14 protein-coding genes are annotated in these 15,818 nt (G+C 67.3%); 8 read left to right on the forward strand and 6 right to left on the reverse strand.

The genetic code is table 11. The features are described 5' to 3' along the window. Genes E2E27_RS10755 through E2E27_RS10775 form a run of 5 tightly spaced genes read left to right on the forward strand, consistent with a single transcriptional unit; the run spans window position 1 to window position 6,111 of the window. A complete protein-coding gene (locus E2E27_RS10755; protein WP_141459043.1) occupies window positions 1–927 on the forward strand; it encodes an XrtA system polysaccharide deacetylase in 927 nt (308 codons plus the stop codon). Further along, window positions 924–1,985, forward strand: a complete 1,062-nt coding sequence (locus E2E27_RS10760; RefSeq protein ID WP_141459045.1) for a FemAB family XrtA/PEP-CTERM system-associated protein — start codon at window positions 924–926, stop codon at window positions 1,983–1,985. Before E2E27_RS10755 ends, E2E27_RS10760 begins: the two co-directional genes overlap by 4 nt. Next, window positions 1,985–3,205, forward strand: coding sequence for a TIGR03087 family PEP-CTERM/XrtA system glycosyltransferase (locus E2E27_RS10765; RefSeq protein WP_141459047.1), 1,221 nt, complete (start codon window positions 1,985–1,987; stop codon window positions 3,203–3,205). The genes E2E27_RS10760 and E2E27_RS10765 overlap by 1 nt, the downstream gene beginning before the upstream one ends. Then, on the forward strand, window positions 3,195–4,202 hold the full coding sequence (gene xrtA, locus E2E27_RS10770) for an exosortase A (protein WP_141459049.1): 1,008 nt from the start codon (window positions 3,195–3,197) through the stop codon (window positions 4,200–4,202). The genes E2E27_RS10765 and xrtA overlap by 11 nt, the downstream gene beginning before the upstream one ends. A gap of 13 nt (window positions 4,203–4,215) precedes the next feature. Then, window positions 4,216–6,111, forward strand: a complete 1,896-nt coding sequence (locus E2E27_RS10775) for an XrtA/PEP-CTERM system amidotransferase (protein WP_141459051.1) — start codon at window positions 4,216–4,218, stop codon at window positions 6,109–6,111. A 109-nt stretch (window positions 6,112–6,220) separates the two neighbouring features. On the opposite strand, the gene zapE is transcribed toward E2E27_RS10775, so the two are convergent. Genes zapE through E2E27_RS10790 form a run of 3 tightly spaced genes read right to left on the reverse strand, consistent with a single transcriptional unit; the run spans window position 6,221 to window position 8,592 of the window. Beyond that, entirely contained in the window at window positions 6,221–7,339 is a 1,119-nt protein-coding gene (gene zapE / locus E2E27_RS10780) for a cell division protein ZapE (RefSeq protein WP_141459053.1), read from the reverse strand. A gap of 7 nt (window positions 7,340–7,346) precedes the next feature. Further along, a complete protein-coding gene (locus tag E2E27_RS10785) occupies window positions 7,347–7,808 on the reverse strand; it encodes a PaaI family thioesterase (protein WP_141459055.1) in 462 nt (153 codons plus the stop codon). Between the two features lie 4 nt (window positions 7,809–7,812). Next, window positions 7,813–8,592 carry a succinate dehydrogenase iron-sulfur subunit gene (locus E2E27_RS10790; RefSeq protein ID WP_141459057.1) on the reverse strand — a complete coding sequence of 260 codons (780 nt, stop codon included), beginning with the start codon at window positions 8,590–8,592 and terminating at the stop codon, window positions 7,813–7,815. Between the two features lie 237 nt (window positions 8,593–8,829). Here E2E27_RS10790 and E2E27_RS10795 point away from each other — a divergent pair, with 237 nt between their 5' ends. After that, window positions 8,830–9,576, forward strand: a complete 747-nt coding sequence (locus E2E27_RS10795) for an SDR family NAD(P)-dependent oxidoreductase (protein WP_141459059.1) — start codon at window positions 8,830–8,832, stop codon at window positions 9,574–9,576. On the opposite strand, the gene E2E27_RS10800 is transcribed toward E2E27_RS10795, so the two are convergent. Next, window positions 9,573–9,884 carry a hypothetical protein gene (locus tag E2E27_RS10800; protein ID WP_141459061.1) on the reverse strand — a complete coding sequence of 104 codons (312 nt, stop codon included), beginning with the start codon at window positions 9,882–9,884 and terminating at the stop codon, window positions 9,573–9,575. The two genes, E2E27_RS10795 and E2E27_RS10800, sit on opposite strands and share 4 nt — an antisense overlap. Window positions 9,885–9,971: 87 nt before the next feature. Between E2E27_RS10800 and E2E27_RS10805 the strand changes: the two genes are divergently transcribed. After that, on the forward strand, window positions 9,972–10,604 hold the full coding sequence (locus E2E27_RS10805) for a class I SAM-dependent methyltransferase (protein ID WP_141459063.1): 633 nt from the start codon (window positions 9,972–9,974) through the stop codon (window positions 10,602–10,604). On the opposite strand, the gene E2E27_RS10810 is transcribed toward E2E27_RS10805, so the two are convergent. Together E2E27_RS10810 and E2E27_RS10815 are read right to left on the reverse strand one after the other, a co-directional pair. After that, complete coding sequence (locus E2E27_RS10810; protein WP_141459065.1) at window positions 10,605–11,636, reverse strand: tetratricopeptide repeat protein; 1,032 nt, start codon at window positions 11,634–11,636, stop codon at window positions 10,605–10,607. Window positions 11,637–11,667: 31 nt separating this feature from the next. After that, window positions 11,668–14,427, reverse strand: coding sequence for an Rne/Rng family ribonuclease (locus tag E2E27_RS10815; RefSeq protein ID WP_141459067.1), 2,760 nt, complete (start codon window positions 14,425–14,427; stop codon window positions 11,668–11,670). Window positions 14,428–14,853: 426 nt separating this feature from the next. Here E2E27_RS10815 and E2E27_RS10820 point away from each other — a divergent pair, with 426 nt between their 5' ends. After that, complete coding sequence (locus E2E27_RS10820) at window positions 14,854–15,756, forward strand: N-acetylmuramoyl-L-alanine amidase family protein (protein ID WP_141459068.1); 903 nt, start codon at window positions 14,854–14,856, stop codon at window positions 15,754–15,756. Window positions 15,757–15,818 lie beyond the last annotated feature (62 nt).

Consider the following 15,818-nt stretch of genomic DNA (forward strand, 5'->3'; position numbering starts at 1 on the left):
ATGAACGCATCCTATCCCGACCCTTCCGGCCCGCTTCCGGGGATCGTCAACGGCCTGTCGGTCGATGTCGAGGACTGGTTTCAGGTCGGCGCCTTCGAAAACGTGATTGCGCGGGGCGAGTGGGATTCGATCAAGACCCGCGTGGAAGACAATGTCTACCGAGTCATCGACCTCTTCGCCGAGGCCGATGTCAGCGCGACTTTTTTCACGCTGGGCTGGGTGGCAAAGCGCCATCCCAACATGGTCCGCCGGATCGTCGATGCCGGGCACGAGATCGCCAGCCACGGCTATGACCATGCACGGGTGTTCACTTTCACCCGCAAGGAATTCGCCGAGGATATTCGCAAGGCGCGGGCCATCCTCGAAGATTGCAGCGGCGTTGCGGTGAAGGGCTACCGCGCGCCGAGCTTCTCGATCGACGGGCGCACCCCCTGGGCCTTCGCCGAACTGGCAGAGCAGGGCTACGCCTATTCCAGCAGCGTAGCCCCGGTCGTCCACGATCACTATGGCTGGCCCGAAGCGCCGCGCTTTGCCTTCAAGCCGTTGCCGTGGTCTTCGCTGATCGAGCTGCCAGTGACCACCGCGATCCTCGGCGGGCGGCGTGTGGCGGCGGGGGGAGGGGGCTTCTTCCGGGTGCTGCCCTATGGCTTTTCGCGCTGGGCGATCCGACAGGTGAACCGGCGCGAGGGCCGCCCGGCGATGTTCTATTTCCACCCGTGGGAGGTCGATCCCGAGCAACCGCGCGTGGGCCACGCGCCGCTGCGCTCGCGCTTCCGGCATTACACCGGGCTCGCCAAGATGGCAGGTAAGCTGCGCGATCTGGTGCATGAATTCCGCTGGGGTCGGATGGATCTGGTCGCCCATCGCGAGGCTGCGCGCGCCGAGCCGCTGGTGCTTCCTCAACGGGCCGAGGACGCGCTGGCATGAACGCGCCGGTGAAGATTGCCGAGACGGTGCGCACGGTCGATTTCGCCGATGCCGCCCTGCTGCGCCGGATCGAGGGATTCGTCACAGAGACCGGCGCGAGCCTGTTTCACCGCCCGGCTTGGCTCACGGGTGTGGCGGCCGGCACCGGCCAGCGCGCTGCCGGTCTGGTGGCCGAACGCATGGGCGTGCTGACAGGCTGGCTGCCGCTCACCGAAGTGCGTTCGGCACTGTTCGGCAAGGCGCTGGTGTCGAGCGGCTTTGGGGTCGGCGGGGGGGTCGTTGCCGAGGGCGACGGCACCGCGCAGGCGCTGGCCGAGGCGGCCCAAGCCCATGCCGCGCGCGGCGGGTTTGGTGGAATCGAACTGCGCGGCGGGCCTGTTCCGCAGGGCTGGGAGAGCTGGTCCGACAAGCATTGCGGCTTCGGACGGAAGCTCGCCGCCGATGACGAGGCGGAGCTGCTCGCCATCCCGCGCAAGGCGCGCGCCGAAGTGCGCAAGGGCCTTGGCTTCGGCCTTCGCATCACGGTTGGGGGCAGGCGCGAGGATCTGGCTGCGCACTACGCCTGCTTCAGCGCCAGCGTGCGCAATCTGGGGACGCCGGTGTTCCCGAAGGCGCTGTTTCGCGTGATGCTGGAGGCATTCCCTTCGCACAGCGACATCCTCACCGTGTGGCAGGGCGACCGCCCGCTGGCGAGCGTGCTCAGCTTCTATCACGCTGGCGCGGTTCTGCCCTTCTGGGGTGGCGGCGTCTTCGAAGCGCGCGCCGCGCGTGCCAACGAGGTGATGTATTACGAGCTGATGCGCCACGCCCGCCGTCAGGGCATGACCCGCTTCGATTTCGGGCGCTCCAAGACGGGGAGCGGGCCTTTCGCCTTCAAGAAGAACTGGGGCTTCGAGCCCGTGCCGCTGACCTATGCGGCATGGACCGCGCCGGGCGCGCCGCCGCGCAATATCGACCCCACCGATGCGAGCTACAGCCGCAAGATCGCGCTTTGGAAAAGGCTGCCGTTGCCTGTCGCCAACACCGTGGGGCCGTGGATCGCGCGCGGATTGGCCTGATGCCGGGCACGCTGTTCCTCGCCCACCGCGTGCCGTTCCCCCCCGACCGGGGCGACCGCATCCGTTCGCACCACCTGCTGAAGGCGCTGGCGAAGATGGGGCCGGTGCATGTCGGCTGCTTCGGCGAGGGCGATGCCGCAGCCGAGCGGGCGCTGGCCGCGCTCGCCGCCTCCCACTGCATCGCGCCGCGCACCAAACCGCTACCGCTGGCCGGGGTCGAGGCGGTTCTGTGCGGCAAGCCTGTCAGCCTCACCGCCTTCCACAGCCGGACGCTGGCGGCATGGGTGCGCGAGACCATAGCCCGCGAGCGGATCGAGGCGATCGTCGTCTTCTCCGGGCAGATGGGCCAATATGTGCCCGACGACTTCGCGGGCCGCGTCGTCATCGACCTGTGCGATGTCGACAGCGCCAAGTTCGAGTCTTACGCCGCCGCAGGTGAACGCGTCTGGCTCAACGCCCGCGAGGCGCGGTTGCTGGCGCGCGAGGAAGAGCGGCTCGGCCAGCGTGCCGATGCGACGATCCTGATCTCCGAGGCCGAGGCGGCGCTCTATCGCAGTCGGCTGACGATGCCGGGCAAGGTCAATGTGCAGGTGATCGGCAATGGCATCGACGCCGCCTTTTTCGATCCTGCGGCCAGCGTTCGGCACCCCGCGTTGGCGGGTCAACCGGGGCCGCATTTCACCTTCACCGGGCAGATGGACTATCGCCCGAACGAGCAGGCCGCACTGTGGGTGATCGAGGCCCTGCTGCCGAGCCTGCGCGCGCGGTTTCCGCAGGCGATGTTCCACGTCGTCGGGAGAAACCCCACCCGGGCGCTGATGGCGCACCACGGTATGCCCGGCGTCCACATCTGGGGAGAGGTGCCAGACGTCCGCCCCTTCATCGCCCGCGCCGACGCCGTGCTCGCCCCGCTGCTGATCGCGCGCGGGGTGCAGAACAAGGTGCTCGAGGCGATGGCGATGGCGCGCCCCGTGGTGCTCACGCCCGAAGCGGCCACCGGAATCGCCGCCATTGATGGCGCGCAGTGGCTCGTCTCCCCACCCGAGCCCGAGACGATGGCTGAGCGGATCGCGGGTTTGCTCTCCGATCGGGCGACTGCCGGAGCCATCGGCGCGGCAGCGCGGCGTTTCGTCTTGGATCATCATGGCTGGGAGGCGATGCTGGCCCCGCTCGCGGGCCTGATCGTCAAACCGGCGGAGGGTCAACGCCATGCCGCCTGAGGCCGCCGCCATCGCAGACTCTTCGTCCGCCAGCGGCGCACTCCCGACGGCATGGCGTGCGCCGCTGGTCGCGCTCGGCTTGGCGACCCTCGCGCTGATCGCCGTCACCGCGCAAAGCTGGAGTGAGATGGCCCACCAGTGGTGGAACATCGACACCTATAACCACCTGCTGCTGATGCCTTTCATCATCGCATGGCTGGTCGCGCTGAAAGAGGATGCGCTCGCCGCGCTCACGCCGCGCCCCTTTGCACCGGGTCTCTTCGCCGTGGCCGCCGCACTGGGCCTGTGGTGGGCGGGCGAGGCTGCCGGGATCAATCTCGTCGCGCAGGCCGGCGCGGTCGGCGCGGTGCAGGCCGCGGTGGTCACGATCCTCGGCCTGCGCGTGGCGGCTGTGCTGGCGCTACCGCTCGCGCTGGCGTGTTTTCTGGTGCCCTTCGGCGACGAGATCATTCCGCCGCTGCAGGCCATCACCGCCGAAATCGCCATCACCCTGACTCACGCAAGCGGCGTCGCTGCCGAGGTCGAGGGCATTTATATCGACACCCCGGCAGGCCTGTTCGTGGTGGCCGAGGCGTGTTCGGGCGTGAAGTTCCTGATCGCGATGGTGCAACTGGGTGTGCTGGTCGCCTTCACGCGCTTTGCCCGCTGGCGCGACCGGGCGCTGTTCCTCGCGGCCTGCGTGATCGTCCCGATCCTCGCCAACGGGGTGCGCGCATGGGCGACGATCTACGTCGCGCAATTCGTCGGCGCGGAGAAGGCCAGCGGGTTCGACCACATCGTCTATGGCTGGATCTTCTTTGCCATTGTGGTCGCGGCCCTGCTGGGCGGCGCATGGCGCTTCTTCGACCGCGAGGCCGAGGATTATGGTTGGCCCATCGAGACCATCGCCCGCTGGCACTGGCTGGCGCGCGCCGAGGCGCTGACACTTGTCCCTGCGCGGGTAGGCTTAGCCATCATCGCGCTCGCCGCGATTGCCGCCTTGGCCGCGCTGTTCTAGGCCCGCGCCCGATATGTGCGGAATTGCCGGGATCTTCCATGCCGAAAGCCCCAAGCCGGTCGATCCGGCGCGGGTCGAGCGGATGTGCGATGCGCTCGCGCATCGCGGGCCGGACGGGGCAGGGGTGTGGACCGACCTCGGCGTGGGGCTCGGTCACCGCCGCCTGTCGATCATCGACCTCGCGGGATCGCCGCAGCCGATGCCTTCGCCCGATGGCCGCGCGGTGATCGTCTTCAACGGCGAGATCTACAATTTCCGCGCCCTTCGCGCCGAGCTCGAGCAGGCGGGCTTCACCTTTCGCACCTCGGGCGACACCGAGGTGATCCTTGCGGCGTGGCAACGCTGGGGACCGGATTGCCTCTCCCGGCTCGACGGGATGTTCGCCTTCGCGCTGTTCGACCGGGACAAGCGCCAGCTGTTCCTCGCGCGCGACCGCTTCGGGGTGAAGCCGCTGTTCACCGCCGCGCTGTCCGATGGCAGCATCGCCTTTGCCTCCGAGTTGAAGGGCCTGCTCGCGCACCCGCTGCTGCGCCGCCGGGTCGATCCGCTTGCGGTGGAGGCCTACATGACGTGGGGCTACGTTCCCGACACCCATTCGATACTGTCAGGTGTGGAGAAGCTCCCTGCCGGGCACTTCTGGCTGCTGGAGCAGGGCAAGGCACCGGGGCATCCGCAGCGCTGGTGGGACATCGACTTCACCCGCCGCGAGAAGGGCAGCGAGGCCGATCTTTCGGCGCAGCTTGTCCATCTGTTGCGCGAAGGCGTTCGCTCGCGGATGGTGGCCGACGTGCCGCTGGGGGCGTTCCTGTCGGGCGGGGTGGATTCTTCCGGCGTGGTCGCGTTGATGAGCGAAGCCAGCGCGCAGCCGGTGCAGACCTGCTCGATCGGCTTTGATGTCGCCGCCTATGACGAGACCTCCTACGCCCGTCAGGTCGCCGCGAAGTTCGGCGCGGACCATGCCGAACGGATCGTCGCGACCGATGATTTCTCGGCGATAGATCAGCTCGCCGCGATGTTCGACGAGCCCTTCGCCGATGCTTCCGCCTTGCCGACTTGGCGCGTATGCCAGCTGGCACGCGAGCGGGTGACGGTGGCGCTCTCGGGCGACGGAGGGGACGAGGCTTTCGGCGGCTACCGGCGGCAGGTGTTCCACCATCACGAGGAGCGTGCGCGTTCGGTGCTGCCTGCGGGCCTGCGTGCGCCGCTGTTCGGAGGGTTGGGTCGCGCATGGCCCAAGGCTGACTGGGCCCCGCGTCCGTTACGCGCCAAGGCGACCCTGCTGGCATTGGCCGAGAGCGGCGAGGAGGGCTATGCGCGCGGCCTTTCGGTGACGCTGCCCGATGCGCGCCGCGCGCTCTATTCGGACAGCTTCGCCGCCAGCATCGATGGTTTCCGCGCCGAGGACGAGCTGATCGCGCTGATGCGGGCAGCACCGGGACGCTCGGGCCTCGACCGCGCGCAATATGCCGACCTCATGTTCTGGATGCCCGGCGACATCCTCACCAAGGTCGACCGCACCAGCATGGCGGTGAGCCTCGAAGCGCGCGAGCCGCTGCTCGATCACCGCTTGGTGGAATTCGCCGCGCGGCTGCCCGAAGGGATGCGGGTGAGGGGTGGGACGGGCAAGTATCTGCTCAAGAAGTCGCTCGAACGCTACCTGCCGCACGACATTCTCTACCGGCCCAAGCAGGGCTTCGTCACCCCGATCTCCGAGTGGCTGCGCGGGCCGCTGGCAGGCGCAGCGCGGGCGATCGCTTCGGGCAGTCTGGCGCAGACCGGGTTCTTCGATGCGAAGGCTATCGCAAGCCTCGCCGAGGCGCATATCGCTGGCCGTGCAGATCATTCGCGCACGCTATGGCAGTTGCTGATGCTGGAAAAGTCGCTCGGCCAGCTCGGCATCAGCGGTTAAACTACCAACTCCGTTCGTGCTGAGCCTGTCGAAGCACCGCACTTTCTTTTGCCAATGCCAGAAGTGAAGAACGGCCCTTCGACAGGCTCAGGGCGAACGGAATGAGGATTCAATCCTCCGCCCCGTGGCCCAGCGCCATGTAGGCCTCGCTCTGCATCTCGTTTAACCGACTGACCGTGCGCGCAAATTCGAAAGCGCCGTCGCCTGCCTGGTAGAGTTCCTCAGGCGGAGCGGCGGCGGTGACAAACAGCTTGACGCGGTGCTCGTAAAGCGCGTCGATCAGCTTGGTGAAGCGGATCGCCTCGTTGCGGTTCTCCGGGCCCATGCGCGGAATGCCGACGAGGATCACGGTGTGGAACGCTCGCGCGATGGCGAGGTAATCTGCCGCGCCGCGGTTGGCGGCGCAGAGTTTCTTGAAGCTGAACACGCCCACGCCCTTCAGGCACTTGGGCACGTGCAGCGTCCGCCCGCCGCCCAGATCAAGCTCGCCGCTCGGCACGTGGGTGGCATCGTCGGGGTCGAAGTCGGTGAGGCGGAAGAAGGCTTCGCGCACCTGCGCGGTCGCTTCATCGCCCATCGGTGCGTGCCAGGTGGCGAGGTCGCCGATGCGGTCGAGCCGGTAGTCTGTCGGCCCGTTGAGGCTCAGCACGTCCATCCGCGCCTCGACCAGATCGATGAAGGGCAGGAACAGCGAGCGGTTGAGCCCGTCCTTGTAGAGATCGCGCGGGGGGCGGTTGGAGGTGGTGACGATCACCGTGCCCGCCTCCATCAGCGCCGCAAAGAAGCGGCCCATGATCGCCGCGTCGGCGGTGTTGTTGACGACCATCTCGTCGAAGGCGAGGCAGCGGACCTGCTCCGCCATTTCCTGCGCGACGGCCACCAGCGGATCGCGCCGACCGGCCTTGCGCGCGGTGGTGATCAGCCGGTCGAGTTCGAGCATGAAGGCGTGGAAGTGGACGCGCCGCTTGCGCTCGATGGCAAGGGTCTCGACAAACAGGTCCATCAGCATGGACTTGCCGCGCCCGACACCGCCCCACAGATAAACCCCGCGCGGTGTCTCGGCGGGCTTGCTGCCGAACAGCTTGCCGATGAAGCCGGACGAGGGCGGCGGCGCCTCGAGCTCGTCCTGCAACCGCCCCAACCGTTCGGCCGCCGCGTGCTGGTCTGCATCGGCGCGCAGCTCTCCGCTGGCGATCAGCGCATCGTAGCGGGCGAGGAGGCCGGGCATGGGTGCCTCAGCCGCGCGGCTGCATCTTGCGCACGATGCCCGAGAAGCTGGCGACCACGTCCTCGTCCTGCACCACCATACCGCGCACGAACACCAGCTTGCCGGTCTCGCGCACGATCTCGGTCACAGCGTCAAGCGGGCGCGCGGGATCGCCACCGCCCACAAATTGCGTCGAAAGCTCCAGCGTCACCGATAGCCCAGCATTGCCGGTGCCGATCCGGTGCATCGTCACGAACAGCGAGATATCGATCAGCGAGAGCGTGATCGCACCGTGGATCACGCCTTGCAGGTTGGTGTGGCGCCGTTCGGGGATCATGCGCAACCGCGCCTTCCCGTCAGGGTCGACGCGGGTGATGAGCTTGCCCATCACCGCGCCGTTGAACAGCGTTTCGTCCTTCAGATCCCAGCGGTGCCAGCCGGGATTGTCCGGGCACGGCCCGTGTTCGAACACCTCGTCCTTGAAGCTCACCGGATCAGATGGCCCGCTCGGCCATCATCTTCTTGGTTTCGGCGATCGCCTTGGCGGGGCTGAGGCCCTTGGGGCACACGTTCGCGCAGTTCATGATAGTGTGGCAGCGATAAAGGCGGAACGGATCTTCGAGATCGTCCAGCCGCTCGCCGGTCATCTCGTCGCGGCTGTCGGCGAGCCAGCGATAGGCCTGCAGCAGGATCGCCGGGCCGAGGAACTTGTCCGAGTTCCACCAATATGACGGGCACGAGGTCGAGCAGCAGGCGCACAGGATGCACTCGTAGAGGCCATCGAGCTGCTCGCGCTGTTCGGGCGATTGCAGCCGCTCCTTGCCGCTCGGCGTGGGGGAGACGGTCTGGAGCCACGGGCGGATGCTGGCATATTGCGCGTAGAAATGCGTGAAATCGGGCACCAGGTCCTTGATCACGTCCATGTGCGGCAGCGGCGTGATGCGGATCTCGCCCTTCAGATCCTCGATCGCGGTGGTGCAGGCGAGGCCGTTCTTGCCGTTGATGTTCATCGAGCACGACCCGCAGATGCCTTCGCGGCAGGAACGGCGGAAGGTCAGCGTCGGGTCGATCTCGTTCTTGATCTTGAACAGCGCGTCGAGCACCATCGGGCCGCACTGGTCGAGGTCGATCTCGAACTTGTCGTAGCGCGGGTTCTGGCCGGAATCGGGATCGTAGCGGTAGATCTTGAACGCCTTCACACGGCCCCCAGACGTCTTGTGCGTCTTCCCGTTGGCGTTGATCTTGGAATTCTTGGGCAGAGTGAAGGTGGCCATTACGTGATCCCGGTTGCGTGTCGGCCCCTATCTAACGTCATTGCGCCCCCGCGCAAGCCGGGGCTGTTGCAGCCTTTTTAACAGGGGTTGAGCGCGGCACAGCAACATAGGTGTTGGAGACAATGAGACACTGTCCAAGGACAAAACTATGGGGCTCTGCACAGCCGTGCGCGGCGGCGCACCGAAGGGATCGCAAAAAGGCAGGAACCGGCGAGGCATTCGCGGCCTTTAGCCGACATGGTTGATGTAGGACAGAGCGCAGCGCGTGCGCCGCGCAGCGCGGCGGTATTCGGAGCTTCGGGCGGAATCGGGGCTGCGCTGTGCGAAGCGCTCGCCGCGCGCGGCGCGCAAGTGATCCACGCCGGATCGCGCCGGGGCGAGGGGCCGCAGGGGCCTGCGATCCGCCGTTTCGCCTTCGACCTGACCGACGAGGCCAGCATCGCCGCCGCCGCACAGGAGATGCGCGACGATCCGCCCGAATGGGTGATCGCGGCGACCGGCGTGCTGACACTGGCCGACGGGACGGGGCCGGAGCGCACCTACAAACGGCTCGACCCGGCGGTCATGGCGGAGGTCTTCGCCCTCAACACCATCGGCCCCGCGCTGATCGCCAAGCATATGCTGCCGCTGATGCCGCGCGGGGCGCCCTTCACCTTTGCGGCGCTCTCGGCTCGGGTCGGGTCGATCTCCGACAATGGCCTCGGCGGGTGGCATTCCTACCGCGCGTCCAAGGCGGCGCTCAATATGCTGTTGAAGAACTTGGCAATCGAGGTCTCACGCACCCATTCCGAGGGCGTGGTAGTGGGCCTGCACCCCGGCACGGTCGATTCCGCGCTGTCGGAGCCGTTCCAGTCGGGCCTGCCAGAAGGCCAACTGACCGCGCCGCAGGATGCCGCCGCCAATCTGCTCGATGTTCTCGCGCGTCTGACCCCGGCGCAATCCGGGCGAGTGTTCGATTTCCGCGGCGATGAAGTGCCTGCCTAGCTGAATATCCCCACCGCAAGGTGCGCCCAGACGGTGAGGAACAGCAGCACCGCCAGCCCGATCCCCGCGATGCGCCAGCGCGGCGAATCGAGGAAATGCAGCGCCGCCTCGATCGCAGCGCACAGCAGCCCAAGCAGCAGCGCCATCGCTGCGAAATCCTCCGCACCCCAATTGACCTCTTCGCTCATCGCCATGCCCAGCACCGGAAAGGCGAACAGCATCGCCGCGCCGAGCCACAGACTGGGGTGGAAGCGGAACGCGCTTGGCTCTGTGCTGCGCGTATTCTCGCCAGTGCTATTGATGGTCATTGCTGGCATCCCTCCAGAGCCTGTTTGCAATTGAACCGCAACGTGCCACGCATTGCAGCGCAGGGAAAGAGGACGCGGGAGGCGATGATGGGACTGGCGAGGTGGTACGAGGCGACGATCATGCCGCGACTGATCACCTGCGCCTGTTCGCAGGGGCAGGTGATGAAGCGCCGCGCGGCGGTTGTGCCGCGCGCGCGGGGCGATGTGTTCGAACTGGGCTGTGGGGGCGGGATCAACCATGCCTTCTACGACCCTGCGGCGATCACCTCCTATGCCGGGATCGATCCGCACGCTGGACTGCTCGAAGGGGCACGGGCGGCGGCGCGGGAGAAGGGCTGGGCGGCAGACCTGCGGCAGGGGCGGGGCGAGGCAATCCCCTTTGGCGACGCGCGCTTCGATTGCGTGGTGTGCACCTTCACGCTGTGTTCGGTGGACGATCCGGCGCAGGTCATGGCCGAGCTGCGGCGCATTCTGCGCCCCGGCGGCGAAGTGCTGTTCCTCGAACATGGCCGTGCGCCAGATGCCGTCGTGCGCGGGTGGCAGGAGCGGATCGAGCCCGTGTGGAAGAGGATTGCGGGCGGATGTCATCTGACCCGTCCGATTGCGGCTGCGCTTGCCGGCGCGGGCTTTTCGGTCGAGGCCTTGGGGGAGGGCTACACCCCAAAGGCGCCGCGCTTTGCCGGGTGGATGGAGTGGGGTGTCGCGCGGCGGGCGGATTGATCAGCGCAGCGGTGCGGCGGGCAATTCGCCCGCGTCGACCCGCCGCAGCAGCTCGGTCGCGATCGGCATGCCCGGCGACAGCGCCAGCGCGCGGCCGAGCCATTGGCGCATCGTCTCGGCCTCCTTGGCGCCGCGACCGCTCTTGGCGATCAGGCGGGCATAGCCGAAGCAGCCCATCGCCAGCCCGTCGTCACACGCCGCGCGGTAGGCCCCCGCCGCACGCTGCCATTCGCGCTGCACCGGCGCCTTGCGGTCGGGCTGGGCGGCAATCGCGCTGCCAGGGACCATCGGGCACACAAATCCGGGGTCATCGTCGCAGGCGAGGTGATAGAGTGCCGCGCCGCGCACTTTGTTGGTCTCGAGCCCGAAGCCGTGGTCGTAATGCCAGGCGAGGTTCTGGCAGCTGTCGTAATCCATCCGTTCGCAGCCGAGCAGCAGCGCCGCGTTGGCAGCCTCGGGATCGTTGCCGAGCTTCGCGTCGAGGTGGATGTCGTAGAGGCTGGCGACGCCGAAACAGGCCGCGCCCGTTCCGTCAACGCACAGCTGGCGCAGATTGGCCAGCGCTGTGCCATCCCCGCCCGCCGCCTCGCGCGACAGATGGAGGTAAAGATTGGTGCAGGCCTTGGGTTGGCCGAGCGTGCAGGCGCGGCGGTAGAAGGCGAGGCCTCTGCTCAGCTGCTCGGGCGTGGCCGTGCCGCGGTCCGTTTCGACCGCACGCAGTTCCTCGTGCCCAAGATTGTAGCAGGCCGCCGCGATATCAGCGTCGCAGGCGCGGGTGATCAGTTCGACGTAGCGCGCACGGTCGGGCGCGACACCCTCGCCATCGCGGTAGACGATCCCGAGTTCGTAGCAATCGACCGCACTGCCCGCATCGCAGGCTTCCTCCCACAGTTTGCGGGCGGCGGCGTAATCGCCCTTCTCATAGGCCGCCTGTGCTGCCGATTTGGCGGGCGGAGCGTTGGGGCGGGGAGACTGGGCAGCGACCGGAACGGCCAGCGTGAACGCGATGAGGGCGGCGGCAAAAGCGATCAAGAGCTCCTTTGCGCGCCGCCCGATCATCGGCTTATTGCCCGAAGGTGCGCTGCCACCAGCCACGGCGCGGTTCGCCGGCCGGGCCATCGGGCTGTTCGGGCGCTTCCTCGCTTGCGGGAGCACCGGCAGGCGCGGTCGCCTCAGCGGTTTCGGCCGGATCGGCCTCGGCCACCTTGGCCTTGCGCGGAGCGCGCTTGCGCTTGGGCTTTTCGGCCGGCGCGGGCTCGGCTTCGGCCTCGACGGTAGCGTCGGCAGCTTCCGCTGCGAGTTCCGGGGCGAGTTCGGCGGGCACATCCTCGGCCACCGGTTCCGCCACCTTCTTCTTGCGCGGCGCACGCACCCGCTTGGGCTTTTCAGCCGGGGCTTCGGGCGCGGGTTCGGGCGCAGATTCGACTGGCGCTTCGGACGCTGCTTCAGGTTCGGCTTGCTCAGCTTCCGCTGCCTCGGACTTCACCGAATCGTCACTGGCGACGCTCTCGCCGTTTTCGTCGGTATCGCCTTCATAGCTGCCATCGCGCCGCTTGCGACCGCGCCCGCCGCGACGGCGGCGCTTTTTCGGACGGCCCTCGCTGTCGGTCGCGCCATCGTCAGCCGTCGGCGTGTCGGTGCGGGCCTCACCCTCGTCGCTGCCAGCGTCGCCGTCACCGTCGGCGGATTCGCCGTCCTGCGTTTCGCCCTCGGCGCCTTCCTCGCGGTCGCGATTGCGGCCCCGTCCGCCCCGGCGACGGCGGCGCTTTTTCTTGCGCCCGCCATTGTCGTCGCTGCCATCGTCATTGTCGGCACGCTCGCGCCGGGGCTTGCGGGACGGACGCTGCTCGGCCTCGGCCTCGTCCTCGGCGAAGTCGTCCTCCTCCTCGGGCAGGTCGTCCTCGTCCTCGTCGATGATCGGTTCGAACTTGGGCGCCTGCGCCGGGCGCGGGCCCATGCTCGACACACTCATCTTCGCGCCTTCGTCCTCGCCTTCGGGGACGACTTCGACGCTGACGCCGTAGCGCTGTTCGATCTCGACCAGATCGGCGCGCTTTTCGTTGAGCAGGTAGATCGCCGCCTCGGTGCTCGCCGCGAGACGGATCTGCGTGCCCTTGCCCTTGGCCGCCTCGTCCTCGATCAGCCGCAGCGCCGAAAGGCCTGCGGAGGAGGCGGTGCGCACAAGGCCGGTGCCGTCGCAGTGCGGACATTCGCGGGTGGTCGCTTCGAGCACGCCGGTGCGCAGCCGCTGGCGGCTCATTTCCATCAGGCCGAACGAACTGATGCGGCCCACCTGAATGCGGGCGCGATCGTTCTTCAGCGCCTCCTTCATCGCCTTCTCGACCTTTCGAACATTGTTCGAATATTCCATGTCGATGAAGTCGATCACGACGAGGCCCGCCATGTCGCGCAGGCGCAGCTGGCGGGCGATTTCCTTGGCCGCTTCGAGGTTGGTGTGAAGCGCGGTCGCTTCGATCCCGTGTTCCTTGGTGGAACGGCCCGAGTTGATGTCGATCGACACCAGCGCCTCGGTCGGATTGATGATCAGATAGCCGCCGCTCTTGAGCTGCACCATCGGATCATACATCGCCTTGAGCTGGTCTTCCGCGCCATAGCGCTGGAACAGCGGCACCGGGTCGGAATAGGCCTTCACCCGCCGCGCGTGGCTGGGCATCAGCAGCTTCATGAAGGCCTTGGCCGACTTGTAGCCTTCCTCGCCCTCGACGACGACTTCCTCGATTTCCTTGTTGTAGATGTCGCGGATCGCGCGCTTGATGAGGTCGCTGTCCGAATGGATCAGCGCTGGCGCGACCGAGGCGAGGGTCTTCTCGCGGATCTCGTCCCACACACGGGCGAGATAATCGAAGTCGCGCTTGATCTCGGGCTTGGTGCGGCTCATGCCGGCGGTGCGCACGATCAGGCCCATGGTCTTGGGCAGCTTGAGGTCCGAAACCATGTCCTTCAGCCGCTTGCGATCGCTGGTCGAGCTGATCTTGCGGCTGATCCCGCCGCCGTGCGAGGAATTGGGCATCAGCACGGTGTAACGGCCCGCAAGGCTGAGATAGGTGGTCAGCGCCGCGCCCTTGTTGCCGCGCTCTTCCTTGACGACCTGCACCAGCAGCACCTGACGGCGCTGGATCACGTCCTGAATCTTGTAGCGGCGGCGCAGCGCCATGCGCTTGGCACGCACCTCGTCGACCTGCTTGGCGCGGCTGCGGCCACCCTTGTCGTTGCCGCCCTTGTCGCCGCCTTTACCCTGACGACGACGCCCGCGACCGCGACGGCCGCGGTCTTCGCCATTCTCTTCGGACGTTTCCTCTGAGTCGCCGCTGTCGTCCTCGCCGCCTTCCTCGTCGGACGCGCCATCCTCGATGGTGGCGACATCGTCCTTGTCGGAAGTGTCGACTTCCTCGACGCCGTTTTCGGCGAAATCCTCGGCCAGCGCTTCGCCGCTGTCGTCTTCGGCGTCATATTCGGCGCCGGGGGCGATGCCCTCGTCTTCCTCTTCGGCGCGCAGACGCTCTTCTTCTTCGGCGGCTTCCGCCTCCTCAGCGAGCAGCGCGTCGCGATCCGCCTTGGGGATCTGGTAATAATCTGGGTGGATTTCGCTGAAGGCGAGGAAGCCGTGGCGATTGCCGCCGAAGTCGACAAAAGCCGCCTGCAGCGAAGGTTCGACCCGGGTTACCTTGGCGAGATAGATATTGCCCTTGATCTGCTTGTGTTCGGCAGATTCAAAGTCGAATTCCTCAATCCGGTTGCCTTGCAGAACCGCCACCCGTGTTTCTTCTGGGTGGCGCGCATCGATGAGCATGCGCGTTGCCATTGAATAGTCTCCATGCGCCCGGCCTTGCCCGCGTAAGCGGGGGAAGGGGGCGCGCATATTGTGGGGAACCGGCCTGCCCGAAAGCGATGCCGGAAGGGATGATCGCGCCATGACCGCCAGCGGCGGCGGGCGCGAAGCTCGTGTCTGCAATGGCGAACGTGCGGAAGGTCGCCGCGTCTTGACCCGAAACGACACGCGAGCGCGAAGGGCGCTGCGGGCTTGTCGATCGGGAAAAACGTATCGTCACTGCATCAACCTGTCTTGATGCCGAGGGCGGGAGAGAAAGTGGTGCCCCGGCGCGGGAGGTGGGCAGTTGGGGCGCAGCGCGCCTTGATCCGACCTCTCCGACAACATCGCTAGCACTGTGGGGCAAACCCCGCAACTCTATTGCGTTTCCTGCGCGCAAGAACGTAAGCCGGTGAGGCAATGAGTTATCGCACCCTGTTGCTGATCATGCTGCTGGTTCCCGCGCTGGTGCTCGGAGGTGCGGCGGCGCTCGGCCTGACGATCCCGGTGCCGCACTGGGCGCGCGGCTATGTGGTGACGGTTCCGCTCGGCGCGGCGGCGGATGGGGCGGTGGATCTGCCGGAGATCGCCGGGCCCGATGATCCCGCCCGCCCGCTGGTGGTGATCGATGCCGGACACGGCGGGCGCGATCCGGGCGCGATCGGGACCGATGCCGAAGGGCGCAAGGTCAGCGAAAAGGACATCACGCTCGCCATCGCGCTGGCGCTGCGCGACGAGCTGCTCGAGGCGGGCGGCATCCGGGTGGCGCTGACCCGCGGCGACGACCGTATCCTGCCGCTCGCCCACCGGCCCGAGATCGCCCGCCTGCTGGACGCCGATCTGTTCATCTCGATCCACGCCGATTCCGCCGGGGAGCGCGACGATGTCAGCGGGGCTAGCATCTACACCCTGTCGAACGCGGCTTCGAGCGAGGCGGCGGCGCGCTTTGCCGCCCGCGAGAACGATGCCGACCGGTTGAACGGCATCGCGATCGAAGGCACCAGCGAGGCGGTGAGCGCGATCCTTGTCGAATTGTCGCAGCAACGCACCCAGGACAACGCGGCGGAATTTCAGGGCCTGATCCTGCGCGAAGGCAATGACCGGCTCGCCTTCCACGCCCAGCCGCGCCGCTCGGCCGCGCTCGCCGTGCTGCGCGCGCCCGACGTGCCTTCGGTGCTGTTCGAAAGCGGCTTCGTCACCAACCGCACTGATCGCGCGCGCCTGACCACGCCTGAGGGGCGGGCGCAATATGCCGGCGTGCTGGCGCGTGCGGTGCAGGTCTACTTCGCGCGGCGCAGCGATACCGGCGCCGATGCGAACTGAAGGACGCGGATTGTGTTCGCATTGCGGCTAGCCTTGAGCGTTCCCGGCGTGCTAGTTGGCGC

It is taken from the genome of Porphyrobacter sp. YT40 (assembly GCF_006542605.1).
Classification (GTDB): Bacteria; Pseudomonadota; Alphaproteobacteria; order Sphingomonadales; family Sphingomonadaceae; genus Erythrobacter.